This window comes from Polaribacter vadi (assembly GCF_001761365.1).
GTDB lineage: Bacteria > Bacteroidota > Bacteroidia > Flavobacteriales > Flavobacteriaceae > Polaribacter > Polaribacter vadi.
The window spans coordinates 3,783,214-3,809,314 of the sequence record NZ_CP017477.1; the positions used below are offsets into that span (position 1 = coordinate 3,783,214).

Sequence of the window (26,101 nt, forward strand, 5' to 3'; positions counted from 1 at the left end):
CTAAACTAGTTTGCTAATTTTATTCTTAATTAGAATTTTTTTGTTTTCTCTTAAAAAGAGATAAATTTTTAAAATAGATATCACATCAGATTTTTTAAAAAACGTAATTTATGACATCAACAACAACCAATAAATCCTACAAAAGTGCTTTTATATTTTTAACAACATTATTTTTCCTTTGGGGATTTATTACAGTTTTAGTTGATAGTTTAGTACCAAGATTAAAAGACGTTTTCGAAATGTCTTATGCAAAAACAGTTTTAGTACAGTTTGCATTTTTTGTAGCATTCTTCGTGTTTTCTTTGCCTGCTGGAGCTATTTTAGCTAAAATTGGCTACAAAAAAGGGATTGTTTTAGGTTTGTTAACAATGGCTTTAGGGTGTTTGCTATTTTATCCAGCAGCAGAATATAGAATGTTTTCAGTCTTTTTAATTGGTTATTTTACGCTAGCAGGTGGAATTACAATTCTACAGGTAGCTGCCAATCCTTATGTAGCTTTGCTAGGAACTGAAGATGGTGCAAGCAGTCGTTTAAATTTATCGCAAGCATTTAATTCATTAGGAACCACAATTGCTCCAGTTGTTGGGGCATTATTTTTATTAAGCGATTCTGTAAAAACATCCGAAGAAATTAATTTGTTAAGTGTGCTTGATAAAACAAATTATTATGTTGCAGAAGCAGCTACAGTGCAAACGCCTTTTTTATGGATTGCTTTTTCAATTACAATTTTAGCAATCATTTTTGCATTTATCAACCTACCAATAGTTATGGAGAAAGTTCCAAAAGGTGGCTATGGAAAGTTATTAAAGAACAAAGCCATGTTATTGGGTGCTTTAGGTATTTTCGTTTATGTGGGTGCAGAAGTTTCTATTGGTAGCTTTTTGGTTAACTATTTTTCTGATATGAATTTAGGCGTTGTCGTTTCTCAAAATGAAACTATGATGAATATTGCCAACACAATTGCAAGCACTTTTAATAAAACGTTTACAGATTCCGATCCAAAATCGTTGTTGGGTATTTTTGTGATTTTTTATTGGGGAGGAGCCATGATTGGTCGATTTATAGGTTCTTACTTAACTAAAATTATGGCACCAGGAAAAGTACTGGCAATTTTTGCAACCTTAGCAATTGTAATGATTTTAATTTCAATAAACACAGTTGGCTTACTTTCTATGTGGTCTATCTTGGCAGTTGGTTTATTTAACTCTATAATGTTTCCAACCATTTTTACGTTAAGTTTAGAAGGTTTGGGCGATTTAAAAGCACAAGCTTCTGGTTTACTTTGTATGGCAATTGTTGGTGGAGCAATAATTCCTTTTATTTTCGGGAGTTTAATTGATGGTTTTGGATTTAAAACTGCATTTATTTTAGCAATTATCTGTTATGGCTATATTTTGTTTTTTGGGAGATTTAAGAGTAAGAAAAGCGTATCTTAATCTTCCTATTTCTATTTCACTCAATATAATTTCAGGAAGAAAATATTTTTAAAGAAATATATATTTTTTTAATTTTTAGTTGATGTTATTTCCAACTTGAAATTAATCTTAAGTGAAGATGAAAGGCTATATCTTTATAATGGTGTCTTTGTGAATCAAGCCTTTTTTGTCTGATGAATCAAGCTGTTTTTATTGATTCTTTAACATAGATTCTTCTATAAGTTCATTTTGATGCAAGTAAAAACTTCAAATTTTATTTGTTATGGATGGATGCTGTGTTTAGAGTTTAACTACATCTTTGTATCATAGATTTTTGTATCTCGTTTTCTATTTTTGATAGATTCAAAATGTCAATTTGACATTTATTTAAGTGAAAAAATGACAATCATTCTGAAAAATTGACAACGAAATATATAATTTTATTTAAATATTTAGCATAAAACATTCATTATTCCACTTTGGTATTTTTTTTGTTTTATTGAAGTCGAAATCAATTTAGATTTCAAATTTGAAATAATGTTTAATTTAAAATTTTTGTAATTATGAACAACTTAGTAACTGTTCCTAAAAATGGAAGTTTAGCAAACACAAATTCAAATGCAAACTTCCCAAATTTGTCTAATTGGTTAGATGACATTTTTAATCGAGAATTACCATCAGTATTTACTTCAAATTTTAATACTGGAATTTCTTTACCTAAGGTAAATATCAAAGAAACTGCAGATGTATTTACTGTAGAAATGGCTGTTCCTGGTTTAAAAAAGTCAGATTTCCAGATCGATCTTGATAATCAAATATTATCAATTTCTACAGAGATAAAGAAAGAAAATGATCATAAAGAAGAGAATTATACTCGCAGAGAGTTTGGTTACGCTTCCTTTAAAAGAACATTTACTTTACCAGAGAGTGTAGATGAAGAAAAAATTAATGCAAAATACGAAGATGGTATTTTAAGTATTCTTTTACCAAAGAAAGAGGAGGCAAAACAAAAACCTGCACGAACAATTCGTATTTCGTAATTGTATTCTAACTTTTATGGTCTAGTATAAAATGAGGCTGATATTTCAGCCTCATTTTAACATTAAATTTTAATTGTTTTATAAGATTGAGAGTTGTTAAATTTTAAATTTTTAAAATAATGAAAAAATATATTTTATTAATAATGACATTTTTTTTGACCATTAGTTGTAGTGGACAAAAAAATGAAACAAAAAAAGCAGCAACACAAAAAGGCGAAAAAAATATAGTTGAAGAACCCAAAGGAAACTGGAAAGTTGATAAGGAATTTGATGAAAAAGGAAATTTAATTAGATATGACAGTGTTTACTCTTGGTCTTCTAAAGATCAATACAACAATTTATCATTGCCAGAGCGTGATAGTTTGTTGCAGTCTTTAAAATCAAGATTTTTCACTAATTTCTCGGGATTTAAACACCAAGGTTTTGATGATGTTTTTTCTAAAGATTCACTTTTTAGCAAGCATTTCTTTAATGACGATTTTTTTGGAAGTGATTTTGGTTTAGACTTTATGGATATTGAAAAAATAAGGCAACAAATGATTGTTAGACAAAAGAAATTTTTAGAAAAATATCAATCAGAGTTTAGTAAACCAGAAGACGAAAACTAAATGGTTTTCGTCTTTTTTCTTATAAATTTAGATGTTTCTTGCTTTATTACCAACGTGTTTAGGGTATGGTTTTTTGCAGGATTTTTGTAAGTAGGTTTGCACTAGCAATAAATTTTTACGGTGTTGTAAGCAGGGTTTTTTCGTTCTATTTTTAGTCGGTTGTAATTTTTATTTTATTATTTAATTCAAGTATTTTTTTTATAAAAGAGTCGTTCGTTTTTTGGCTTATATAAAGCTCATTATATTTTTCATATTTTATGATTAAACCATTTCGAGCTGTTGCAGGTTTAAATCCCGACCAAAGAGTTTTTCCCTTAATTATCTCGTGTATTTTGTCAATTTCAATTTTGCCTCTTATTGGACCACTTTTATATTTCAATTTAGTTTGTGTCAGTTCATAATTCGTTCCAAAACCTAACCAAATTAAAAATCCAAATACTGCAAACATTAAAATGCCAGTCCACGTTATAGTATAATTTTCAATTCCAATCGATAATATTCTGAATAGAATGATTCCAATAAAAAATCCAATTATGCAAAATCCTAATAATTGAAATAATATGTCTTTTCTACTTCTAAATTTCATTCGTAGTTCTGATTTTAGCTTGCTTAACGTTTATGTATAAGAATAGTTGTGGTTTTGTGTGCGAGGATTTTCCGCAGGAAAATCAGATGTAACAAAACTGCAACGACCTTTGTTTAAGCACTAATTTAGCAATTATTTTTATACGGTGTTAGCTTTAGTTTTTTTTCGATATTCCCAAGCCTATTTCTAAAAGCTTTTCGTTTCCAATTTCATTTTTTACTTTTTCTATAAGCAATCTCCTTTTTTGGTCAACTTTTAAGAGAAGCACATTTGTCAAAATAGAGAAGTTTTTCAATTGTACTTCGTCAAAGCTAAAAACCTTAATTGAATAGTGGCTAAAAATTGAATTCAATGTTTGTCCATCATATTCAAATTCAATATGAGCTTTGTCGGTTTCATAAATGTTTTTATCTGCGTGTGAGATAAATGTATTTCTATATTCCATAATATATTTATGAAATCTAATTAAATCATTAATTTCAAATTCCTTTTGTGTTGGGAAATCCTTTTTAATAAGTGTTATGTCAATTGAATTTCTTCCGTCTTTTTTCGTGAAATTAAAACATCGAGCGTAAGTCACTATTGCATTTGTAAATAAAGCTCTTTTTATTAATCTTCGTTCTTCTATATTATTTTGCTTTTCTCTTTCTCTAATTTCTGAAAGTTCTGCTATAAGTTCTTTTACATTTTCTAAATCCTCATTGATTGAAATGTATCCATTTAATTGTTTAACAAATTTAATTTCTTCGTCAATTAGCCAGGAATTTGAAGGTAATTTATTCAATAATATTTCTTCAACTGATTTTGGTGTAACATCTCCATATATTTTTTCAGTTTTAAATTTCATTTTTAGTTCGGTGCTTAAATTAAAGCTAACTCGTTATATAATAACTTTTATTACACATATCCCGTAAATAAAACAGGATATAAATTTTTAATTAAAGATTCCTTTTTATGAATCTGTCAAATTAAAAAATAAATTTACAACAATTTTTATAAAATAATTTTTAGTCATTATCAGAAAACACATTATAAACAATTTAGATATCTTTAATTCAAAACTGTTTAGACAATAAAAAACCCAAAACAACTACGTTTTGGGTTTTACTATTTGCCTGCAAGTGCTACTTGCTATTTTTTCTTCTGCTGTGCTTGTTGTTCTTGAGCTTGTTTCATTGCAGAATCAATTCTTTGACGGAATTTACTCTTCGCTTTTTCAGGACGTTTTTTGTTTTCCTCAATTTGCGCGTGAATTTTATCTTCATCAATTACGTAGTTTTTAATTACCAACATAATTGTAATCGTTAATAAGTTAGAGATAAAGTAATACAAACTTAAAGAACTTGCGTAGTTGTTAAAGAAAAACAACATCATAATAGGAGAGAAGTAAATCATATACTTCATCATTTTACTCATATCTGGCATCCCTTCTTGCGTTGGTGCTTGCATATTTGCTTGCTGACTTTGGTTCATTTTCATGTAAAAGAAAATCGCTACAGAAGCCAATATTGGAAATAAACTTACGTGATCTCCATAGAAAGGAATGGTGAATGGCAGTTTAAAAATTGTATCGTAAGAAGATAAATCTGGAGCCCATAAAAAGCTTTCTTGTCTTAAGGCTAAATTTGTTGGAAAAAACTTAAACAGCGCAAAGAAAACTGGCATTTGTAATAAGGCTGGTATACAACCAGAAAGCATACTAACTCCAGCTTTTCGCTGAATGGCCATGGTTTCTTGCTGACGTTTCATAGCGTTTTCTTTTCCAGGATATTTCTCATTCAAGGCAGTTAATTCAGGTCTTATTACCTTCATTTTTGCACTTGACAAATAAGATTTATAGACTAAAGGCGACATGATAATACGAACTACAATCGTCATTAAAATAATGATTAAACCATAATTGCCTAAAAAGCCTTGTAAGAAATTAAATACAGGATAAAAAATAGTTCTGTTTAAGAATCCAAAAATTCCCCAACCTAAATCTGCAATTTCATCTAAATCTGTTCCTTCATATTGTTCACTGCTTAATAAATTATAATCACTTGGGCCATAAAACCATTTCATGTTATAATTTAATTCGCCAGCAGTTAATGCTAAAGGTGTTTTAAGTTCGTATTTTTTTGTAAAAACAGTATCTATTTCCTCGTCTTCAACTAAATCTGTAGAGGTTATAGTTGCATTATCAAAAGGAGTATCTGTTAATAAATTACTTGTAAAAAAGTGTTGTTTGTAAGCAACCCAATCTACATCGTTTATAACTTCTGTATTTCCAGCGTTTAAATAATCTACATCATCTTCAGTTTTATAGTAGTAGTAAGAATACATACTATTTTCAGTTTTGATGCTTTTTTCATGTCTATATCCTCTTAAAGACCAATCTAAATTAATTGGGTTAGAAGAATTGATAACATTACTTAAACCTTGTGAACGAATAGAAAAATCAACCAAATATTTCTTTGGTTTGATTTCATATCTGTATTCTAAAAACTGTGAATCAGAAACCTTCAACTTCATAGACAAAACAGTGTTTTCTCCACTTTTAGTTAAATTTGGTTCAAAGAATAAATCTTTTGTATTTAAAATTCGGTTGTCTCTAGTTCCAAAATTGATGTTAAAAGACGCATTGTTGTCTTTTATCATATATAAAGGAAGCGAATCGTAGGTTTTGTAATTTTTGATTAACGCCTTTACAATTTGTCCACCTTTATTAGAAACAGTTAATTTTACTAAGTTGTTTTCTATTACAGAAGTTCCTTCAGCACCAGTAATTGCACTTTGTGCAAAAGCACCTAATTGATTTTGAAGCGCAATTCGTTTTATTGAATCGTTTTCAAAATAAGGAGTTGCATCTTTAGTGCTAGTTTCATTGTCAGTTGAAGATTCTACAACTTCTATTGATTCTTTCTCCTGAATATCTTTTGGAGGATTTGCGTTAAAATACCATAATGCAATTCCTGCAAGAAGAATCATTCCAATAAAAGAATTATAATCGAATTTTTTTTGTTCCATGTGTAAAATTAAATGTCAGTTTGTCATTAACGCCAGAAAATCCTTTGTTAAAAAAGCGACAAATGTAGCAAAATCTAGTATATTTTAGTTGATTTTTCTACGGTTATTGTTGAATCTTTAATAGTTCAAATTGTGTTCCGTTTTTCTTATGCTGAACTTCCTGAACTAAATTTAGGATAAATGTTTTAGTTTCGATTGTCTCCTTGAGCGCAGTCGAAAGGTTACGTGATTCTCGATTGCGCTTGAATAGACAACTAAATATTACTTTTTAGACTGTTTCAAAGCAGCTTTAATAAAATCTACAAATAAAGGATGAGGTTTTAAAACCGTACTTTTATATTCAGGATGATATTGAACACCCACAAACCAAGGATGATTCTCCAATTCCACAACTTCTACCAAACCAGTTTTCGGGTTAATTCCTGTGGCTTTTAAACCAGCTTCTTCCATCTGCTCCAAATAATCGTTGTTAAACTCATATCTGTGTCTATGTCTTTCACTAATCAACTCAGATTTGTAAGCTTCATAAACTTTAGAATCTTTTTTAAGTTCACAATCCCAAGCTCCCAAACGCATTGTACCACCTTTATTGGTTACATTTTCTTGGCTTTCCATTAAATTGATTACTGGATGTTTGGTGCTTTTGTTCATTTCGCTAGAACTTGCGTTTTCTAAATTCAACACATTTCTTGCAAATTCAATCACAGCCATTTGCATTCCTAAACAAATTCCGAAGAAAGGAATATTGTTTTCACGCGCATATTTTACAGCTTTTATTTTTCCTTCAATTCCACGATCTCCAAAACCTGGAGCCACTAAAATTCCGTTTAAACCTTCTAATTTTTTTTCTACTGTTTTAGGTGATAAACTTTCAGAATGTATCCAACGTACTTTTACTTTTGTTTCATGAGATGAACCTGCATGAATAAACGCTTCTGTAATTGATTTATAAGAATCTTGTAATTCAATATATTTTCCAATCAAGCCAATTTCAACTTCGGATGTTGGATTTTTATGTTTCCTTAAAAAATTATTCCAAACTTTTAATTCAGGTTCGCCTTTTGATGAAAGTTTCAATTTATTTAAAACTACTGTATCTAAATTTTGAGCTAACATTAAGTTAGGTACATCATAAATAGTTTCAGCGTCAATAGATTGTATCACATCTTCTTGCTTCACATTACAAAATAACGCTAGTTTTCTTTTGATGTCATCAGAAATTTCGTGCTCAGTTCTACACACTAAAATATCTGGACTCACTCCACTTTGCATCAACATTTTCACGGAATGTTGTGTAGGTTTTGTTTTTAATTCTCCTGCAGCTGCTAAAAAAGGCACTAATGTTAAATGAATAACAATGGCATTTTCTTCGCCTTTTTCCCATAAAAGTTGACGAACAGATTCTATATAAGGTAAAGATTCGATGTCACCAACAGTTCCACCAATTTCTGTAATTACAATATCATAATCGCCAGTTTCTCCTAAAATTTGAATTCTGTGTTTTATTTCATCAGTAATATGAGGAATTACCTGTACCGTTTTTCCTAAAAATTCTCCTTTTCGCTCTTTATCAATTACAGATTGATAAATTCTACCAGTGGTAACATTGTTAGCTTGAGAAGTTGGGATGTTTAAAAAACGCTCATAATGACCCAAATCTAAATCGGTCTCTGCACCATCATCTGTTACATAACATTCTCCATGTTCGTAAGGATTTAGTGTTCCTGGATCTATATTGATGTATGGATCTAATTTTTGAATGGTAACAGAAAAGCCTCTTTCTTGCAATAATTTTGCTAAAGATGCTGCTATAATTCCTTTTCCAAGTGATGAAGTTACGCCTCCTGTTACAAAAACGTATTTAGTATTGTGCATGGTTACTTTAGGTTTGGGCAAAAGTACTAACGTTTATTTTCATCACAAATAAAAAAGTGGAAAAACATTTTAGTTTTTTAATGTTTAGAGGGGTGTTTTTAATTGATTTTTTAAAAAAGAAATCTAAAAGTTCTATAAAACAAGCATTTGTAATAAAGATATCATCAATTTGCAAATACTGTTGTTTACTTTAAAATAAGAGGATAACTATAAAGAAAAATTGTAAAAGTTAGTTTTATCATCTTTCTTATTTTAACTTTGACAAAAAACAATTCTTAAATAATGGAGAAACAATAATGTATAGGCTTGGATATCAATTGATAAAAAAGTATTTTAAACCAATTTTTAAGAAGATTAAAAAATTTTAATTTTTTTTAAAATACTATTTGTCAAAAATAAAAACAGTTGTATATTTGCACACGCTTTTAATGAGGTAATTCTTTTAAAGCAAAACTATAATTATTAAGAAGATTTTTAAAAATACATACAATGCCGAAAAGAACGTACCAACCATCAAAGAGAAAGAGAAGAAACAAACATGGTTTCATGGAAAGAATGGCTTCTGCTAATGGTAGAAAAGTATTAGCTCGTAGAAGAGCAAAAGGAAGAAAGAAAATATCTGTTTCATCTGAAACTAGACATAAAAAATAAAATGATTAACAATTGTTAATTTATTAGGTGTTACTTTTTTTAAGTAACACCTTTTTTTATACCCAGTCATCAACTATTTTTGTAACATAAATAAAAACAACAACTTACAATGCCAAAAAGAAAAGACCTTAAATCAATTTTAATTATCGGATCTGGACCTATTGTTATTGGGCAAGCTTGTGAATTTGATTATTCTGGTTCGCAATCTTTACGTTCTTTAAGAGAAGATGGAATAGAAACAATACTAATCAATTCTAATCCAGCAACTATTATGACAGATCCTTCCATGGCTGATCATATTTATTTGTTGCCATTAACGACTAAATCAATCATTCAAATTCTAAAAGAGCACCCACAAATTGATGCAGTTTTGCCAACAATGGGTGGTCAAACAGCTTTAAATTTATGTATTGAAGCAGATGATAAAGGAATCTGGAAAGATTTTAATGTAAAATTAATTGGTGTAGATATAGATGCCATTAATGTTACTGAAGATAGAGAACAGTTTAGAGAGTTAATGCTAAAAATTGGAGTGCCAATGGCACCTCAAGCAACAGCAACATCTTTCTTAAAAGGAAAAGAAATTGCACAAGAATTTGGTTTTCCTTTAGTAATTCGTTCTTCTTATACGTTAGGTGGAGCAGGAGCTTCCATCGTTTACAAACCAGAAGATTTTGACGAATTGTTAAGTAGAGGTTTAGAAGCATCACCAATTCATGAGGTGATGATTGATAAAGCTATGATGGGTTGGAAAGAATACGAATTAGAATTACTTCGTGATAAAAATGATAACGTTGTTATTATTTGTTCTATCGAAAATATGGATCCAATGGGTATTCATACAGGAGATTCTATTACAGTTGCTCCAGCAATGACATTGTCTGATAAAACCTATCAGAAAATGCGAGATATGGCAATTCACATGATGCGTTCTATTGGAGATTTTGAAGGTGGTTGTAATGTTCAATTTGCAGTTTCACCAGATGAAAAAGAAGATATAATTGCTATTGAAATTAATCCAAGAGTTTCTCGTTCATCAGCTTTAGCTTCAAAAGCAACAGGATATCCTATTGCAAAAGTAGCTACAAAATTAGCAATCGGTTATACATTAGATGAATTAGAAAACGGAATTACAAAATCTACATCCGCTTTATTTGAGCCAACTTTAGATTATGTAATTGTAAAAATACCACGTTGGAATTTTGATAAATTCGAAGGTTCAGATAGAACTTTAGGTTTACAAATGAAGGCTGTTGGAGAAGTAATGGGAATTGGAAGATCTTTTCAAGAAGCATTGCACAAAGCAACACAATCTTTAGAAATTAAAAGAAATGGTTTAGGTGCAGATGGAAAAGGCTATACAAACTACAACCAAATTATAGAAAAATTAACCAACGCTAGTTGGGATCGTGTTTTTGCTATTTATGATGCAATTGCAATGGGCATTCCTTTAAGTCAAATATATGAGATTACAAAAATCGATATGTGGTACTTAAAGCAATATGAAGAGTTGTTTCAATTACAGAAAGAAATTTCCACATTTACAATTGATACGCTTCAAAGAGATTTATTATTAGAGGCAAAGCAAAAAGGTTATGGAGATAGACAAATAGCACATATGTTGGGTTGTTTGGAAAGCGAAGTTTATAATAAAAGAGAAGAGTTAAAAGTACAACGTGTTTTTAAATTAGTTGATACTTGTGCTGCTGAATTCAAAGCAAAAACTCCTTATTATTATTCAACTTTTGAAAATGAAATTGAAACTGCTGATGGAGAAATTACCATCGCAAACGAAAGTATTGTAACTGATAAAAAGAAAATTATTGTTTTAGGTTCTGGGCCAAACAGAATTGGGCAAGGAATTGAGTTCGATTACTGTTGTGTGCATGGAGTTTTAGCAGCTGCAGAATGTGGTTATGAAACCATTATGATTAACTGTAATCCAGAAACGGTTTCTACAGATTTTGATACTGCTGATAAATTATACTTCGAACCAGTTTTTTGGGAACATATTTATGACATCATCAGACATGAAAAACCAGAAGGTGTTATTGTACAATTAGGTGGACAAACTGCTTTAAAATTAGCAGAAAAGTTAACCAAATACGGAATTAAAATTATCGGAACTTCTTTTGAAGCTTTGGATATCGCTGAAGATAGAGGGCGTTTTTCATCAATGTTAAAAGAAAATAACATTCCTTATCCAGAATTCGGAATTGCAGAAACTGCAGATGAAGCTTTACAATTGGCAGACGAATTAGATTTCCCAATTTTAGTAAGACCTTCTTATGTTTTAGGTGGTCAAGGAATGAAAATTGTCATAAACAAAGAAGAATTAGTAGAGCATGTTGTAGATTTATTAGGTAGAATGCCTGGAAATAAATTATTACTAGATCATTATTTAGATGGTGCTATAGAAGCAGAAGCAGATGCAATTTGTGATGCAGATGGAAATGTGTACATCATAGGAATTATGGAACATATAGAGCCTTGTGGAATTCATTCAGGAGATTCTAATGCAACTTTACCAGCCTTTAATTTAGGTGATTTGGTGATGCAACAAATTAAAGACCATACACATACGATTGCAAGAGAATTAAAAACAATTGGCTTGATAAATGTTCAGTTTGCCATAAAAGATGATATTGTATACATCATTGAAGCAAATCCTAGAGCTTCTAGAACAGTGCCTTTTATAGCAAAAGCTTACAAAGAACCTTATGTAAATTATGCAACGAAAGTAATGTTAGGTCATAATAAAGTAACTGATTTTAAATTTAATCCGCAACTAGAAGGCTATGCAATTAAGCAACCAGTTTTCTCTTTTAACAAGTTTCCTAATGTAAATAAGAAACTAGGACCAGAAATGAAATCGACTGGAGAAAGTATTTTGTTTATAGATAGTTTAAAAGATGATCAGTTTTACGACTTATATGCAAGACGTAAAATGTACTTGAATAAATAGAAACTTTATTTTAAAACAATTTTTAAACATCCATTTGTTGAATTTATTTCAACAAATGGATGTTTTTTTATGTAAAATTTCCATTAAAAAAGTATTTTATGATGGATGATTTTTTTATAGAATTTTTAAGTTTTCATACCATAAAAAAAAGCTAACATTGTCAAGTTCAAAAATGCTGAACAAAGTTTTTTTAGTTAAGAAATCTAATTTTTGTTTTTAAAATAACTTAGCAAGATTTTCGTTAAGTTTCTTGTTGAAAAAAAATAAATGAAAAGTTACTAATAGCGTTTTATAAAGTAGAATGTATGAAAATCAATTTTAAAATTATTTTAGTATCACTATGTTTTGCTTCTTGCAAACAAGTTCAAAATTTATCAGATAAATTTACAAAACCTTCAGGAAAACAAGTTATAGAAAGAAATTATAAAGATGATGACGCTTTTTTGGAGAAATACGAAGTTGTTTACGAGCAAGCTAAAAATAATAATTTAGAGTTAGCATTGCCAAATGTTATTTATACAAAATCAGACTCTTTAGATTTGTCAATTTTATCGTATAAAGTATTTTTAGAAAAAGGAGAACTATTAAAAATTGAAACAAATATTAAAACAGATTCGTTGCAATTTGCTGTAGATGTATATTCCTTTTTAAATGATACTTTAATTTCAAAAAGGCCCATAGTTTCTAATGAAGCGAACTTAAATCATCTTAATTTTGAAGTTTTTAAAACGGGTTATTACAAAATTGTGATGTTTCCAGAATCTAATAAAAAAGTCGATTTTAATATTGGAATTTACACAGAACCTGTTTTTTTATTTCCAGTTGCTGGTAAAGGAAATAAAGATATTCAAAGTTATTGGGGAGCAGTTAGAAGTGGAGGAAAAAGAAAACATGAAGGCATCGATATTTTTGCTAAAAGAGGAACACCAGTAATTGCTTCTGTAGATGGTTTTATTGCAACTGCTAAAAATAGTGGTTTGGGTGGAAAACAAATTTGGTTAAAAAGTGGCGTTTTTGGAAAAACGTTGTATTATGCGCATTTAGATAGTATTAAAACAAGGTCAGGTACATACGTAAAAGTTGGTGATACTTTAGGGTTTGTAGGTAATACAGGAAATGCAAAAGGAGCAAGTCCTCATTTACATTTTGGAATTTATAATTCTTCTGGAGCCATAAATCCGTTGGCATTTGTAAAAAAATCTGATTTGCCAAATAGTAAAGAAGAAAAGGTTTTTAAAAACGGAATAACTAAACTGGCTAAAAATGAATTAAGAATTGGTTCAGGTGTCAAGTATAAAAAAATAGAAACGTTTACAGAAAACACGCCAATTACAATTTTAGGAAAAATTGACAACTGGTTTCATGTGCAATATGCAGATCATGTTGAAGGATTTATGCACGAGAGTTTAATTGAAGAAAATATATAATGCTATTCTATTTTTTTAGTTTTTGAATATCAGCTATAAGATGTTTTCCTTCAAAATCAGAGATACTTTTCTTAAACTCATCTGCTGTCTAGCTTAATCTATTATTAAAATTTCCTACAGATATTGGTTCAAAATCCATTTGTTATTAGTTTTTTTTAAAACTAAGAATTACTTCTTCATTTTAAAAATTCTTGAATAAATTTAATTTGATATACACATATGATGTGTAAAATTAGTTTTCCATTTGCTTTATAATCCAATCCATAAGTTCATCTTTATGTATTGCATCCCAAGTTGCTTGGGTACTCTTATTTGATGATGGATTATCTTCAGGTCCTAATACAATCAATTCAGTGTTTTTATTTCCTGCTAGTTCAAATTCAGCCAAAAACCCAACCATATCTGTAGAATTGTTTTCATACAAGGTTATATATATGCTCTAATAGCGTAATTTTTGTACAACTTAATGTTTTCGTTTTTTTCTTTGTTTATATTTTCTCTTTGTTCGAATTACTTTATATCTCACATCGTCATAAAATAGGCTTATTAATAAAATTACGGCTCCAAAAATAAGAGTGTTCAATTTTAAGTCAAGGCTTGAGTAAAGAAACCCACTTACGATTCCTCCAAGAAAGAAGAAACAAATTATATAGATTCGAAGTTTTATTGTGGATTTAATTTTTTCTCTATTTGGATGAGATTCAGGAAAGAAAAGTTGCGATAGTTCAATTCCTAAATCTGTAAACAGTCCTGTTAGATGTGTTGTTCTTACGATTGCATTTGAAATTTTTGTGACAAAAGAGTTTTGAAGTCCCATTGCAAAAAGTAGCAAACAAACAATTAAATCAGGATATTTTATTTCTCCTATATTACTTATAATTGAAATAGATAATAATATCAAACATTCAATAATAGTTGGTAAAACAAAAACATTAAGCTTTTTATTTTCCTTGTATTTTTCGATTAAGAAACTTGATAAAAAAGAACCAAAGAGAAAGGAAAAAATATAAAGAAAATAAACTGTTCCCTTCCAAAATTTTAAATTTGAAACATCACCAATAAAAAGAGCGAAATGACCTGTAACATTGGTTGTTAGTTGTTTAAAAGCCAAAAAACCTGTAATATTAACCATTCCAGCTACAAAGGACAAAATCGTAGCAATTCGAAGATTGTGTTTTAAAGTTCTACTTTTGCCTTGATGTCTAAACATTTTATTTCCATTTAGTTTGGTTTTTAAAATTGCACATAACGTTTATGTATCAACTTTACGATATTGTATTAGTAATAAATTTATTAAGTAAAGCACAAACTTCAAAATTCCTAAGAAATTCTCTAAGGGAGTTACAACTAACCATAAATTTTATATAGAGTTGTACTGCGTTTAATACATTTTTGATGTAAATATACTCTTAATTGTATCTAATTCTTTTTTGTATTTCAAATCTGTTCTTGATGCAAAATATAAGGTGTTCTCCGTTTTTACGTTTCCTTCCCAAACTAAATTTATTTCGTTTCTTATAATTTGTTCTCGACATAAAAAATCTGGAACTAAAGCAAGTCCATTACCATTGTTTAAACATCTTATAATAGAAGTAATATTTGGTAAAATATAGTTAGGTTTAAAAGCAGGTTTCTTATTAAAATTCTCAAACCAAAAACGTCTAAAATGTTCCATTTCATTTGATGAACTATACCAAACATTTTGAAGCAGTTCGTCTTCTAACTTGTTTAAGTTGTTAGATTTTAGGTATTTTTGTATTTTAGTTACATTCGTTTTATTTCCTGCTACTAAAACGATTCTTTCTTTAGAAAACGGAATATACTCAACTAATGATTTTTTTTCATTCTGTTTTTTAGGTGTTATTACTAAATCTAAAATACCATTGTTTAGGTCTTTTATTAAATCTGTATGAGCTCCAAATCTAGCTACTAGGTCAAAGTCTAGTTTTGGAATTTCGGGTTCAATAATAAGTTGAAACATTTCTGAACACATTCCAATGTTTAGAGATGGATTTTTTTCTTGCGTTGTCTTTTTAAAATGCTGTTCTGCTATTTCAAGTTTTTTTAAAGATTCAATAATATATTCGTATAAAAATTTTCCATCCTCTGTAGGAATCATTTTTCTTGAAGTACGTTCAAAAAGTTTTTTGCCAACATAAGCTTCTAAAGCATTTAAGTGTACACTAACTCCAGGTTGAGAAGCATATAAAGCAATAGAAGCTTTAGTTAAAGTTCCGTTTTCATATATTTCTTTAAATGTTCTGTACCATTCTAAATTTACCATAACTATTAAAATATTAATACAAAGGTATGATTTGTATTATTTTTACAATAATAAATATTGCTTTAATTTTGCCTCAAATAAAAGAAGACACAAATGAAAAATATATTTATAATTAATGGAGGTCATCCATTTGCACATTCTGGAGGAAGATTTAACGAAACACTTTTCGCCAATACAATTTCACATTTTGAATCTTTAGAAGGATTTAAAGTGAAGTCTACTCAAGTAGGTGAAAATTATAAGGTAAAAGAAGAAGTTGAAAAATTTAAGTGGGCAGATTTAGTGATTTATCATACGCCTATTTGGTGGTTTCAAATACCTTTTGGATTTAAAAAATATATAGATGAAGTTTTTACGGAAGGTCATCAAAATGGAATTTATGCAAGCGATGGAAGAAGTCGAAAAAATCCAAACATCAATTACGGAACTGGTGGTTTAATGCACGGAAAAAAATATATACTCACTACAAGTTGGAATGCTCCTAAAACTGCATTTACTTTAGAAAATGAATTTTTTAATCAAAAAAGTGTAGATGAAGGTGCAATGTTTGGGTTTCACAGAATGAATGCTTTTACAGGAATGGAAGTATTAGCAACACATCATTTTCACGATATGGAAAAAAATGCAGATGTTCCTTTTGAATTAAATACTTACAGCACTTTTTTAAATAATGTAATGATTAATTTGTAATTATTGGGTTTCGTTTCGGAAATGGCTAATCCTAAAATATGGCTACAGGTTAAAATTGAATTAAGCTGCTAATTTATAAACGATAATTTGTGTTTTAAAATCTAAAAATAATCGGATTTTTCTTTATCTATATATGGACTTTAACTCTTTGTAATAATATATTATTTTGATGATCAATAACTGAGATTATTTAAAATTCTATTTTTTGTTGTGCGTAGCCTTTTATATTACTGGTTCTCTATCTAAATCGCTATAAGGATAGATTCCTTTTTCTTTTAATAAATTAAATAATTCATCACTTCCATGTTGTCTTGCGTAATCCATTTCACTTCTAAAAATTTGCATACAAAGTAATAAATGATGTTCTCGATTACCTATTTTAAATTTTTTTCCATTTGGCTCATATAAATCAAATACCAAACAAGAATTTTGTTCATTTTCCCCATTTGGTATTTCAATAGTTTCTTTTGGGTTAAGAACAGCTATTGACGAATAATTTCCAATTGATGTTAAGAATCCGCACGCTTTTCTTTCAATGAGATTAAATGGTGTTTGATTATCTTCACTTTCATTATAATCGTGTTTAGTAAAAGCAACTAATTCATAAGTTCCAATTCGGTTTTCTTTTGGTCCATTACCATCTGGATCTAATAACTCCATAGTTGCAAATCCTGTTCCTTTTATGTGTTTAGGAAAATAATACATATCGACTGTTCCACCAATGGCAAAAGGGATAATTGCGTGTCCAACAAGATTATGCATTTCTCCAAGAATATTTTTAAGTCCTTCAGATTTTAACTCGTAATCTTTTTCATATTCTTCTTCATTAAATTCTTTTTCAATTGACTTTTCTTTTTTACCAAATAAACGTTTTAAAAATCCCATAGTTTAATTTCAGTTCAGTTTTTAGGTTACATACAACGGTCTTGTGTATGGAAAGTTGCGTGGTTTGAGGAACTAATTTAGTGAATAATTAACTACCAAAAAAGTCCACGAGTACTTTCGTAAGTAGGCTCTAACTAGCAATGAATTATACACATTGTTAGGCACAGTACTTTTTAGCTAAATATTTGATTCATTATAGATTCAGTTTCTTGAATTCGCACATTTTCGAGCTTTTCTTTTGTTTCTAAATCTATTTTTTTCCAACCATAATAGTAATCATAAATCCAGAAATTTTCATTTTCAGAATTTGTCTGAATATAAACAGTTCCCCATTTTTTATTTTCGGCGTAACTACCATAGTTTATAGAAACTCTAAATTTTAGATTTGGTTCAGGATGTTCTTTTTTTTCAGGTAATTGAGTTAATTCAACTCCATCCCAATATTCTTTATAATATGCAATTTGTTCGTCTAATTTTATTTCGTGTCCAGTTAGTTTTCGATAATAGCTTGTTAAAATAATTCCAGACATATCATCAGGATGATAAATTCCAATGCTATTAAAATATTTAGATAAATCAGAACCTTTCCATAGTCGCCAATTATTTCGCATTCCGATTCCAAGTCCGAAATGAGATTCTGAGGTGAAATCGTTTTCAGATTTTTTCTTAATTTCTAATTTCAGAGAGTCAGATAGATTAAAATCAATTTGAGTAAGAGCTTCGTCTAAATTTTTTGGAACATAACTTTCGTTAAGTATTTTTTCAGATTTTAAAGGTGTTGAATTTTTGCAACTAATTAAAGTTGCTATTGCAATAAATAATGTTGTTAGCAGTTTTTCTCGCATTGTGCCTAACTCATTATATAACAACTTTTATTACTCATATCCCTTAAAATTAACGTGATATAGCAATTTTTATGTTACTGTTAGTCTGTAAATATAATTAAATTTTATAGTATTTAAAGTTGATCTACAATTTTCACATCAACCTTATACAAAGTATCAAAAATTTCAAAAATGTTTTCAGCTTCTTTTTTTCTGATAGAAATAATAAACTCGCAAGCCAATTCCATTTTTTGATTTTCGAGTGTAATGTTTTTCTCTTTGATAATTCGCATTACTTTATTCATCATATCGTACTCAAAGTTGAGTTGAAAAAAGATATCAATGGTTTTTTCTACGATGGTTGAGGTTTCCAAAGTAAGTTGAGCAGAAGTTTTGTAGGCGTTTATCAAACCACCAACACCTAATTTTGTGCCACCAAAATAACGTACAGAAACAATTAAAATATTGGTAACATCAAAAGATTGAATTTGCCCATAAATAGGCATTCCAGCAGAATTGTTGGGTTCTCCATCATCATTGGCTCTATATTTTATGTCTTCGATACCAATTTGATACGCATAACAAAAATGACGAGCTGTATGATGTTTTTTCTTTAATTCCTCTAAACAATCTTTTACATCATCTTCATGAAGCACAGGAAAAGCGTAGCCAAAAAACTTACTATTTCTATCTTTAAAAAGCGTTTCTTCTGAGGGTTTTAAAATTGTTTTATAACTATCATTTTCCATTAGGCTAAAGCTACAATTACAATTCCTACAATTGCTAAAGTGACTCCAATTTTATTTTTGATGCTAAATTGTTCTTTAAAAATTAGAATCCCCACCAAAGTAGATAGAATTACAGTCCCAACATTATTTATGGTAAATAATGTAGAACTTTCAAAGCCTTCTGTTTGCAAAGCTTTTATTAAAAAAACAATCGAAAAATAATTCGGAATTCCTAATGCAATTCCTGCAATCACATTTTTAAAACCAAAAGCCTCTCTTTTTTTGAATGCTTGTATTAATAAAATAGAAAGCGAAAAAATGGCTGCAATACCAAACAAACTTCCAGAAAAAATGGAAACGTCACTTTTTGGCACAAACATAACTTCCATATATTTTAAAGTGGTATCAATAGTTCCTGAACCTAAAAAAAGTAAAATAGGGAAGAGCAAACCTGCATTTTTGGTGGCTATTTTATCTTCTTTTACAGAAGCTAAATACACAGCAATTAGAGCAATGATAATTCCAATAACTTTTAAAAATGTAACAGATTCATTGTATAAAAATACTCCAAAAAAAACAGGGATTACTACTGACATTTTTCCTGCAACAGAAGCTGCAGAAACTCCATTTCTTTGAGCTGTCATTGCCATTACAAAAAATATAGCCACAAATAATGCTCCTAAAAAAACAGCACCAAAAAACCAAGGTTGACTTGGTATTTCTGCAAAAGAAAATTCTCTTTCTGCAAATGCAAATCCTAACGAAAAAGCAACAATATAATTGATGAAAATTGCTTTTAAAATATCTACTTTATAAATGCCAAAATATTTGAAAATAACAAATAAACCTGTAGAAATTAAAATGCTAAAAAATAAATAAATCAAAAGAATTCGTTTTTAGTGAATAATTCAGTAACATCATCTTCTTCTGGCATTAAATTCCAAGTTTTAATGCCTAAAGTATTTGCTGAATCTGTGTTTTCTTTTAAATCATCAACAAACAAAGTCTCTTCTGCAATTAAATTATTTTCATTTAAAACAAATTTATAAATCTCTGCATCTGGTTTTCTGAAATTTATTTCGTGCGATAAATAAAACTGCTCAAAAGAGCTTTTAAAATCATTATAAAACTCATCACCCAAAGAATCTTGCACCCATTTAATGTGCAAATCGTTTGTGTTGCTCAATAAAAATAATCGGTATTTTTTACTGTCGGCTAATTTTTTTAAAAAGCCTAAACGTTCTCTTGGAAAATCTAACAAAACAGCATTCCAGGCAACAATTAATTTCTCTTTAGGAATTCTAAATTTCTCATGAAAAAAATTGAGAAATGCATCAGTAGTCATCAAACCTTTTTCATAATTCTGATACACTTGTATCATTTCGTCTGTAATTTTTGAAACTCCTAAAGCAGCCATGGCTTTGTAAGTTCCTTCTTTATCTAAGTTGATAAATATATCTCCAAAATCGAAGATGATGTTTTTAATCATTTGTATATATTTTTAAAATATCGTTTTTTATATTTTTTGTTGCTATAATTTTTGCTGATAAAACAGGTGCTTTAATTCCGTTTTCGAAAGAATTATCTCCTGTAAAAACCATAGCTTCATCCCAAAGATTGGCATCAATAAAAGTTTGTAAAGTTTGTGTGCCACCTTCAATAATAACAGATTGAATACTATGTTTTTGTAAAACAGCACAAATTTGTTCAGGGATTTTTTTATCAAAATTAATTTCTTCAAAAATTATGTTTTTACTTCCAACTTCCAAATTCGGATTTCCAAGGTTACAAATAAAAATGGTTTTTAAGCTTTCATCATATAAATTTGCATTTTTAGGAATTCGTAAATTTTTATCCAATACAATTCTTGTTGGATTATTTCCTGTCCAACTTCTTACATTTAATTTAGGATTATCAGCAATTGCAGTATTTGTGCCTACTAAAATAGCATGTTCTTGCGCTCTTAATTTATGTACTAATTGTTGAGAATAATTATTGGAAATCCAAACTGGCTTTTTTTCATCCTTACTCAATGGAGCAACAAAACCATCTTTAGTTGCTGACCATTTTAAGATAATAAATGGTCGTTTTTTATCTTGAACTGTAAAAAATCGTTTGTGGTGTTTCTTACATTCATCTTCTAAAACACCAACAATTACGTTAATTCCTGCATTTTGTAAACGTTCAATTCCTTTTCCAGCAACCAAGCTATTTGAATCGACAGTACCAATAACTACATTTTTAAATTGATGTTTTACCAACAAATCTGCACAAGGTGGAGTTTTGCCAAAATGTGAGCAAGGCTCTAAAGTAACATAGATTGTAGCTTCCTTTAAAATGGCTTTATTTTTAACCGAATTTACGGCATTTACTTCTGCATGGTTTTTACCATAATCACTGGTAAAACCTTCGCCAATAATTTTATCATCAACAACAATTACAGCACCAACACTTGGGTTGGGTCTTGTTGTACCAAGTCCGTTTTTGGCAATTTGTAAACAGCGTTTTATGTATGTTTCGTGATTGATAATTCGTTAAAATTTTATGTTTATATCCTGAGTTTTATCTACTAAAAAATCTTTTTGAAACCCAAGAAAAGAATACACCAAATCTCCTTGAATTCTAACAGTTACTTTTTTACTTAAAAGCGAATTGATCAAGCCACCTAAAAGTCCGTTTTTATCTGAATTTAAAAGGTTTTTAGTTGGTATATTTGCCAATAATGGAATTGAAAATTCTTTTTTTGCTGGTACATTAAAATCATCAGAAAAAAGCTGAGCAACTTCTGAATCGTTGATTAAAATTTTTAGATTATCAGTAGAAATATTACCACCAACATCATTTGGATTTTCAAAAAAAGCCATGGCTTTAAGTTTTATAGTATCTGCTGCATAGCTCATTACTTCTATGTTGTCAATTTTAACAAAAATAGGTTCTTTATGAACAGTACAACTATATATCAATAAAAATAAACCTATAAAATAGAATGCTTTTTTCATTAAAAATCTTTAAAAAATTAGGTAACTTGCTCTTGCAAAAATACAGTATTAAATGACAAGTGAAGATTTTATCATTAGAGAAATAACAAGCGAAGATAATTCACAAATTGCAAGAGTTATTAGAGATGTAATTGTAGAAATGGGCGCACCAAAAGTTGGTACAGCTTATGCAGATGCAGCAACCGATAAAATGTTTGAAACTTATCAAAAAGAAAAAGCAATTTATTATGTGGTGGAACATCATCATAAAATTGTGGGTGGTGCAGGCATTGCCAAATTGGATAATTTTGATGGAAATACATGCGAATTGCAAAAAATGTACTTTTTACCAACCATTAGAGGTCTAGGTTTGGGAACAAAACTAATTACAAAATGTTTGGAGAAAGCAAAAGATTTTGGTTTCGAAAATTGCTATTTAGAAACGCTACCTTATATGGAAGCTGCAGTAAAATTATATATAAGAAACGGTTTTGTGAATTTAGATAAACCAATGGGAAACACGAGTCATTTTAATTGTGATGTTTGGATGCTTAAAGAAATAAACGAATAATGATTTACTATATTTTAGGATTTTTACACCTTATATTATTTAGTTGGGCATTTTATAATATCCTATATTTTGGTGTAAAACCATCTAAATCTTTAAGTTGGGTTTTAATTACGTTTTTCTTCCCTTTTATTGGCGTTGTTGCATTCATATTATTTGGAATCAACAGAAGAAAAATTAAGTTTTTTGAGTTGAAAGAAACCAAAAAACGAAAAAATTTTATTAAAGATTCTTTAAGTTCTGAAAACAGCTCTAATGTTGAAATATTAGAAACAATCAAACAAAAGAAAATTGCTACTTTAATTTACGAAACGACGCATATTGGTGTAGAAGATAAAAATGATGTTATTCTTTTAAAAAACGGAAAAGAAACTTTTAAGGCATTAAATGAAGCCTTAAAAAACGCCAAAAATTTTATTCATTTACAATATTATATGATTGAAGATGGAGAAATTCTGTCGGAAATTATGGCTATTTTAGAACAGAAAATAAAGGAAAATGTAGAAGTTAGAGTCATTTATGATACGCTTGGTAGTTTTGAATTGAAGAAAAGTACCAAGCGAAAATTAAAAGATATGGGTGTAGAATTGTATCCAGAAACCCCTTTTAAATATGGGAGTTTTATCTTTTCTTTAAATTTTAGAAATCATAGAAAAATTGCCATTATAGATAACGAAATTGGTTTTACAGGAGGTGTAAATATTTCTGATGAATATATTACAGATGATGAGTTTTTGGGCATTTGGCAAGACACACATTTGCAAATAAAAGGATGTGCAGTAAATAGCATTCACAAATCTTTTTTAAAGGATTTTTATTATGCTAGCAATCAGGATTTAACAAAAGATAAAAAATATAGTACTCCTTGTAATTTTGAAGGCGAAACAAAACTTCAAATTGTTTCTGGTGGGCCAGATTACGAACAATCTGTGGTAATGCAGCAATATTTAAGCTTTATAAATTTAGCCGAAAAAAGTATTTGCGTTTTAAATCCTTATTTTATTCCTACATTTTCAATCTTAGAAGCCTTTAAAATAGCAGCTTTGAGTGGTGTAAATGTTACACTTTTATTGCCAAAAAAGAGCGATTCTAAAGTAGCAAATTATAGCATGTATTCTTATTTTGAAGACTTGTTAAAAGCGGGTGTAAACATTTATTTAAGAGATGATTTTTCGCACAGTAAAGTTGTTTTTATAGATGATGAAATTATTTCTGTAGGTTCTACAAATTTCGATTGTAGAAGTTTTGAGCATAATTATGAGTTGAATGCCATTCTTTATGATGAAAAAATAACAAAGGAAGTAAAAAAAGAATTTGATGAGCGTAAAAACAAAGCACATAAAATTGAGTATAAGGAGTTCAGAAAAAGATCTATAAAACAAAAAACTTTCGAGCGTTTATCGCGTTTTTTTAGTCCTTTATTGTAAATAACTATGAGGTTAAATTATCTACTATTTTCTTGTTTTTTATTAGCAGCATTAAGTTGTAAGCAAAAACCAGCATACAATCCTTTTGATAATCAATTTAATATTGATGAATCTTATTTTATAACAGACAAATTAGATACAATTTGGGATACTTGTGGATATTATACTTTAGAGAAAAAAGAAGGTGATTTTAAAATACATTATGGATATTTAGACACTTCCCTTTTAGGGAAAGGTTTTTCCTTAGAAATTGATTCAATTAAACTTTCTATAAATTATTCTTATGAAATGAGAGATTCCATAAATAAACTCTCATTTAACCCCAAAAGGTTAAATGAAGTATTAAAAAGGTTTGATTATGAATTTTATAAGCAAGAAGGTGTTCAAGTTTTTTTAATCAATAAAAAAGAAAATATAATTGATACAGCAGTAATTTATTCGAATACTATAGATGATATAAATTTTAACAGATTTATAAATTTTACAAATAGAAATAAAAAATATAAAGATTGGTAATTAAAGATTTTAAAAATTTCTTCAAAAATTCACTTTCCGAAATTTATCCAACTACAGAAATAGATTCTTTTTTCTTTTTGTTGATGGAAGAATATTTGGATTTACAAAGAATTGATACTGTTTTAAAACCTGATTTTAAGATTGATGAAGAGAATTTATCAATCTTAAAAAATGCGTTAGCAAGATTACAAAAAGAAGAACCTATTCAATATATAATTGGTAAAACCGAGTTTTATGGTTTGCCTTTTTTGGTTGATGAAAACACGTTAATTCCAAGACCAGAAACTGAAGAATTGGTGGAGTGGATTTTGGAAGAAGTTGGAAGTTGGAAGTTTGAAGCTGGAAGTGAGATGTTGGAAGTTGGAAATGACAAATCTTTATCAATTTTAGATATTGGTACAGGTTCAGGTTGTATTCCTATTTCTTTGGCTAAAAATTTATCCGAAGTAAAAATTTCTGCAATTGATGTTTCTGTGGAGGCTTTAAAAATTGCCAAAAAAAATGCAGCACTTCATAAAGTAGCTGTTAATTTTCTTCAAGTTGATATTTTACAAACTGAAAAACTACCTCAAAAGTTCGATATTATCATTTCAAATCCACCTTACGTAAGAGAATTAGAAAAGGTAGAAATTCAGAATAATGTTTTGCAAAACGAGCCACATTTAGCTTTGTTTGTTTCTGATAAAAATCCGCTTATTTTTTATGATAAAATTGCTGATTTAGCAAAAAATAATTTGACCCAAAACGGATTGTTATTTTTTGAAATCAACCAATATTTAGGCAAAGAAACATGTGACTTATTAGAGGATAAAGGCTTTAAAAACATCAGCTTAAAAAAAGATTTATTTGGAAATGACAGGATGATAAAAGCTAGTTTATAACTTCTTTTTCTGCTACAAATATTATCAAGTTTGAACGTCAATAAATTTTCGAATTCTAATTAGTTCTCGATACAATTTCTATGAAAAATCGAAATCACTCGAACTGATATTTTTAATTTTTTTAGAAAATTGCACTCGAACTGAGATTCGTTATTCGTTATAATTTCATCAAACTAGAATCCCAAACTTTTTAACAAATAATCAGGACATCTTGTTGGTTTTTTAGTTTCCATGTTCATAAATGCTAATACCGAATTTCCTGTACAAATTAATTCATCATTTTGATTGGTAATTTTATAATCGAACTCAATTTTAACCATTGGCTTTTTAATTAAAAAAGTTTCGATGGTTAAAACATCATCATAAATTGCAGATTTGATAAATTTGCAGTTTAAAGAAATTACTGGTAACATAATTCCACTATTTTCCATATCTTTGTAAGTAACACCTAATTTTCTTAGCCATTCAGTTCTGCCAAGTTCAAAAAACTGTGCATAGTTTCCATGATAAACTACACCCATTTGATCGGTTTCTGAATAACGGACTCTAGTTTTTGTTGATGATTTTTTCAAATTATATAAACATTAAAATTTAGGGTAGGTTACGTAAAATAAAGTTAATAATCAATAGCAATTTCATTTTTTTATACTGAAATTTATTCACATTTTTGTACTGCTTAAAAGAAAAACACTAAAGGCTATTCTATAGCCAATTATTTTAACCAAAAAATTATCTTATACCTCA

The 26,101-nt window shown here is 28.9% G+C and carries 26 protein-coding genes; 11 read left to right on the plus strand and 15 right to left on the minus strand.

Going from position 1 to position 26,101, the window contains the following annotated elements; genetic code table 11:
* Positions 1–110: 110 nt before the first annotated feature.
* The 3 genes from LPB03_RS16335 to LPB03_RS16345 all read left to right on the plus strand — a co-directional run bounded on the left by LPB03_RS16335 (position 111) and on the right by LPB03_RS16345 (position 3,063).
* Positions 111–1,436 carry a sugar MFS transporter gene (locus LPB03_RS16335; protein WP_065320699.1) on the plus strand — a complete coding sequence of 442 codons (1,326 nt, stop codon included), beginning with the start codon at positions 111–113 and terminating at the stop codon, positions 1,434–1,436.
* Between the two features lie 542 nt (positions 1,437–1,978).
* Entirely contained in the window at positions 1,979–2,455 is a 477-nt protein-coding gene (locus LPB03_RS16340; RefSeq protein ID WP_083187384.1) for an Hsp20/alpha crystallin family protein, read from the plus strand.
* 119 nt (positions 2,456–2,574) lie between these two features.
* Complete coding sequence (locus tag LPB03_RS16345; RefSeq protein ID WP_065320700.1) at positions 2,575–3,063, plus strand: hypothetical protein; 489 nt, start codon at positions 2,575–2,577, stop codon at positions 3,061–3,063.
* Positions 3,064–3,214: 151 nt separating this feature from the next.
* On the opposite strand, the gene LPB03_RS16350 is transcribed toward LPB03_RS16345, so the two are convergent.
* From LPB03_RS16350 to pyrG, 4 genes are all read right to left on the minus strand, one after another.
* Complete coding sequence (locus tag LPB03_RS16350) at positions 3,215–3,649, minus strand: PH domain-containing protein (RefSeq protein WP_065320701.1); 435 nt, start codon at positions 3,647–3,649, stop codon at positions 3,215–3,217.
* A 154-nt stretch (positions 3,650–3,803) separates the two neighbouring features.
* On the minus strand, positions 3,804–4,496 hold the full coding sequence (locus LPB03_RS16355; protein WP_065320702.1) for a hypothetical protein: 693 nt from the start codon (positions 4,494–4,496) through the stop codon (positions 3,804–3,806).
* Between the two features lie 284 nt (positions 4,497–4,780).
* On the minus strand, positions 4,781–6,658 hold the full coding sequence (gene yidC, locus LPB03_RS16360) for a membrane protein insertase YidC (protein ID WP_065320703.1): 1,878 nt from the start codon (positions 6,656–6,658) through the stop codon (positions 4,781–4,783).
* Positions 6,659–6,919: 261 nt separating this feature from the next.
* Positions 6,920–8,533, minus strand: a complete 1,614-nt coding sequence (gene pyrG, locus LPB03_RS16365; RefSeq protein ID WP_065320743.1) for a CTP synthase — start codon at positions 8,531–8,533, stop codon at positions 6,920–6,922.
* A gap of 489 nt (positions 8,534–9,022) precedes the next feature.
* Here pyrG and rpmH point away from each other — a divergent pair, with 489 nt between their 5' ends.
* The 3 genes from rpmH to LPB03_RS16380 all read left to right on the plus strand — a co-directional run bounded on the left by rpmH (position 9,023) and on the right by LPB03_RS16380 (position 13,576).
* Positions 9,023–9,184 (plus strand): 50S ribosomal protein L34, encoded by a 162-nt coding sequence (gene rpmH / locus LPB03_RS16370; protein WP_026775082.1) that lies wholly within the window; start codon positions 9,023–9,025, stop codon positions 9,182–9,184.
* 109 nt (positions 9,185–9,293) lie between these two features.
* Positions 9,294–12,149, plus strand: coding sequence for a carbamoyl-phosphate synthase large subunit (gene carB, locus LPB03_RS16375; protein WP_065320704.1), 2,856 nt, complete (start codon positions 9,294–9,296; stop codon positions 12,147–12,149).
* 305 nt (positions 12,150–12,454) lie between these two features.
* A complete protein-coding gene (locus LPB03_RS16380) occupies positions 12,455–13,576 on the plus strand; it encodes a M23 family metallopeptidase (RefSeq protein WP_065320705.1) in 1,122 nt (373 codons plus the stop codon).
* A 232-nt stretch (positions 13,577–13,808) separates the two neighbouring features.
* On the opposite strand, the gene LPB03_RS16385 is transcribed toward LPB03_RS16380, so the two are convergent.
* From LPB03_RS16385 to LPB03_RS16395, 3 genes are all read right to left on the minus strand, one after another.
* Positions 13,809–14,000, minus strand: a complete 192-nt coding sequence (locus LPB03_RS16385) for a hypothetical protein (RefSeq protein ID WP_065320706.1) — start codon at positions 13,998–14,000, stop codon at positions 13,809–13,811.
* A gap of 39 nt (positions 14,001–14,039) precedes the next feature.
* On the minus strand, positions 14,040–14,786 hold the full coding sequence (locus LPB03_RS16390; protein ID WP_065320707.1) for a YoaK family protein: 747 nt from the start codon (positions 14,784–14,786) through the stop codon (positions 14,040–14,042).
* A gap of 171 nt (positions 14,787–14,957) precedes the next feature.
* A complete protein-coding gene (locus LPB03_RS16395) occupies positions 14,958–15,860 on the minus strand; it encodes a LysR family transcriptional regulator (protein ID WP_065320708.1) in 903 nt (300 codons plus the stop codon).
* A gap of 93 nt (positions 15,861–15,953) precedes the next feature.
* Between LPB03_RS16395 and LPB03_RS16400 the strand changes: the two genes are divergently transcribed.
* Positions 15,954–16,550: an NAD(P)H-dependent oxidoreductase gene (locus tag LPB03_RS16400; RefSeq protein WP_065320709.1), complete on the plus strand. Its 597-nt coding sequence runs from the start codon at positions 15,954–15,956 to the stop codon at positions 16,548–16,550.
* Between the two features lie 222 nt (positions 16,551–16,772).
* On the opposite strand, the gene LPB03_RS16405 is transcribed toward LPB03_RS16400, so the two are convergent.
* The 7 genes from LPB03_RS16405 to LPB03_RS16435 all read right to left on the minus strand — a co-directional run bounded on the left by LPB03_RS16405 (position 16,773) and on the right by LPB03_RS16435 (position 21,986).
* Positions 16,773–17,435 carry a suppressor of fused domain protein gene (locus tag LPB03_RS16405; protein ID WP_065320710.1) on the minus strand — a complete coding sequence of 221 codons (663 nt, stop codon included), beginning with the start codon at positions 17,433–17,435 and terminating at the stop codon, positions 16,773–16,775.
* A 173-nt stretch (positions 17,436–17,608) separates the two neighbouring features.
* On the minus strand, positions 17,609–18,280 hold the full coding sequence (locus tag LPB03_RS16410; protein ID WP_139059012.1) for a DUF6794 domain-containing protein: 672 nt from the start codon (positions 18,278–18,280) through the stop codon (positions 17,609–17,611).
* Between the two features lie 113 nt (positions 18,281–18,393).
* A complete protein-coding gene (locus LPB03_RS16415; protein ID WP_065320712.1) occupies positions 18,394–19,008 on the minus strand; it encodes an IMPACT family protein in 615 nt (204 codons plus the stop codon).
* Entirely contained in the window at positions 19,008–19,871 is an 864-nt protein-coding gene (locus LPB03_RS16420; protein WP_065320713.1) for an EamA family transporter, read from the minus strand. Before LPB03_RS16420 ends, LPB03_RS16415 begins: the two co-directional genes overlap by 1 nt.
* Positions 19,868–20,476, minus strand: coding sequence for an HAD-IA family hydrolase (locus LPB03_RS16425; protein WP_065320714.1), 609 nt, complete (start codon positions 20,474–20,476; stop codon positions 19,868–19,870). Before LPB03_RS16425 ends, LPB03_RS16420 begins: the two co-directional genes overlap by 4 nt.
* Positions 20,469–21,518 (minus strand): bifunctional diaminohydroxyphosphoribosylaminopyrimidine deaminase/5-amino-6-(5-phosphoribosylamino)uracil reductase RibD, encoded by a 1,050-nt coding sequence (gene ribD / locus LPB03_RS16430; protein WP_065320715.1) that lies wholly within the window; start codon positions 21,516–21,518, stop codon positions 20,469–20,471. Before ribD ends, LPB03_RS16425 begins: the two co-directional genes overlap by 8 nt.
* A gap of 3 nt (positions 21,519–21,521) precedes the next feature.
* On the minus strand, positions 21,522–21,986 hold the full coding sequence (locus LPB03_RS16435) for a hypothetical protein (RefSeq protein ID WP_065320716.1): 465 nt from the start codon (positions 21,984–21,986) through the stop codon (positions 21,522–21,524).
* A 52-nt stretch (positions 21,987–22,038) separates the two neighbouring features.
* On the opposite strand from LPB03_RS16435, the gene LPB03_RS16440 reads away from it, so the two are divergent.
* The 4 genes from LPB03_RS16440 to prmC are packed head-to-tail and all read left to right on the plus strand — an operon-like array spanning position 22,039 to position 25,357.
* On the plus strand, positions 22,039–22,536 hold the full coding sequence (locus tag LPB03_RS16440; RefSeq protein ID WP_065320717.1) for a GNAT family N-acetyltransferase: 498 nt from the start codon (positions 22,039–22,041) through the stop codon (positions 22,534–22,536).
* Positions 22,536–23,960: a cardiolipin synthase gene (cls, locus tag LPB03_RS16445; protein WP_065320718.1), complete on the plus strand. Its 1,425-nt coding sequence runs from the start codon at positions 22,536–22,538 to the stop codon at positions 23,958–23,960. Before LPB03_RS16440 ends, cls begins: the two co-directional genes overlap by 1 nt.
* Before the next feature lie 6 nt (positions 23,961–23,966).
* Positions 23,967–24,476 (plus strand): hypothetical protein, encoded by a 510-nt coding sequence (locus LPB03_RS16450; RefSeq protein ID WP_065320719.1) that lies wholly within the window; start codon positions 23,967–23,969, stop codon positions 24,474–24,476.
* Positions 24,470–25,357 (plus strand): peptide chain release factor N(5)-glutamine methyltransferase, encoded by an 888-nt coding sequence (gene prmC, locus LPB03_RS16455; protein ID WP_065320720.1) that lies wholly within the window; start codon positions 24,470–24,472, stop codon positions 25,355–25,357. Before LPB03_RS16450 ends, prmC begins: the two co-directional genes overlap by 7 nt.
* A 173-nt stretch (positions 25,358–25,530) precedes the next feature.
* Here the strand turns inward: prmC and LPB03_RS16460 are convergent, their stop codons facing one another.
* On the minus strand, positions 25,531–25,929 hold the full coding sequence (locus LPB03_RS16460) for an acyl-CoA thioesterase (RefSeq protein ID WP_065320721.1): 399 nt from the start codon (positions 25,927–25,929) through the stop codon (positions 25,531–25,533).
* Positions 25,930–26,101: the final 172 nt, after the last annotated feature.

Bases quoted from the DNA above. Each gene is read 5' to 3' on its own strand.
- LPB03_RS16335 (WP_065320699.1), top strand. From the start codon at position 111: ATGACATCAACAACAACCAATAAATCCTACAAAAGTGCTTTTATATTT.
- LPB03_RS16340 (WP_083187384.1), top strand. From the start codon at position 1,979: ATGAACAACTTAGTAACTGTTCCTAAAAATGGAAGTTTAGCAAACACA.
- LPB03_RS16345 (WP_065320700.1), top strand. From the start codon at position 2,575: ATGAAAAAATATATTTTATTAATAATGACATTTTTTTTGACCATTAGT.
- LPB03_RS16350 (WP_065320701.1), bottom strand. From the start codon at position 3,649: ATGAAATTTAGAAGTAGAAAAGACATATTATTTCAATTATTAGGATTT.
- LPB03_RS16355 (WP_065320702.1), bottom strand. From the start codon at position 4,496: ATGAAATTTAAAACTGAAAAAATATATGGAGATGTTACACCAAAATCA.
- yidC (WP_065320703.1), bottom strand. From the start codon at position 6,658: ATGGAACAAAAAAAATTCGATTATAATTCTTTTATTGGAATGATTCTT.
- pyrG (WP_065320743.1), bottom strand. From the start codon at position 8,533: ATGCACAATACTAAATACGTTTTTGTAACAGGAGGCGTAACTTCATCA.
- rpmH (WP_026775082.1), top strand. From the start codon at position 9,023: ATGCCGAAAAGAACGTACCAACCATCAAAGAGAAAGAGAAGAAACAAA.
- carB (WP_065320704.1), top strand. From the start codon at position 9,294: ATGCCAAAAAGAAAAGACCTTAAATCAATTTTAATTATCGGATCTGGA.
- LPB03_RS16380 (WP_065320705.1), top strand. From the start codon at position 12,455: ATGAAAATCAATTTTAAAATTATTTTAGTATCACTATGTTTTGCTTCT.
- LPB03_RS16390 (WP_065320707.1), bottom strand. From the start codon at position 14,786: ATGTTTAGACATCAAGGCAAAAGTAGAACTTTAAAACACAATCTTCGA.
- LPB03_RS16395 (WP_065320708.1), bottom strand. From the start codon at position 15,860: ATGGTAAATTTAGAATGGTACAGAACATTTAAAGAAATATATGAAAAC.
- LPB03_RS16400 (WP_065320709.1), top strand. From the start codon at position 15,954: ATGAAAAATATATTTATAATTAATGGAGGTCATCCATTTGCACATTCT.
- LPB03_RS16405 (WP_065320710.1), bottom strand. From the start codon at position 17,435: ATGGGATTTTTAAAACGTTTATTTGGTAAAAAAGAAAAGTCAATTGAA.
- LPB03_RS16410 (WP_139059012.1), bottom strand. From the start codon at position 18,280: ATGCGAGAAAAACTGCTAACAACATTATTTATTGCAATAGCAACTTTA.
- LPB03_RS16415 (WP_065320712.1), bottom strand. From the start codon at position 19,008: ATGGAAAATGATAGTTATAAAACAATTTTAAAACCCTCAGAAGAAACG.
- LPB03_RS16425 (WP_065320714.1), bottom strand. From the start codon at position 20,476: ATGATTAAAAACATCATCTTCGATTTTGGAGATATATTTATCAACTTA.
- LPB03_RS16435 (WP_065320716.1), bottom strand. From the start codon at position 21,986: ATGAAAAAAGCATTCTATTTTATAGGTTTATTTTTATTGATATATAGT.
- LPB03_RS16440 (WP_065320717.1), top strand. From the start codon at position 22,039: ATGACAAGTGAAGATTTTATCATTAGAGAAATAACAAGCGAAGATAAT.
- cls (WP_065320718.1), top strand. From the start codon at position 22,536: ATGATTTACTATATTTTAGGATTTTTACACCTTATATTATTTAGTTGG.
- LPB03_RS16450 (WP_065320719.1), top strand. From the start codon at position 23,967: ATGAGGTTAAATTATCTACTATTTTCTTGTTTTTTATTAGCAGCATTA.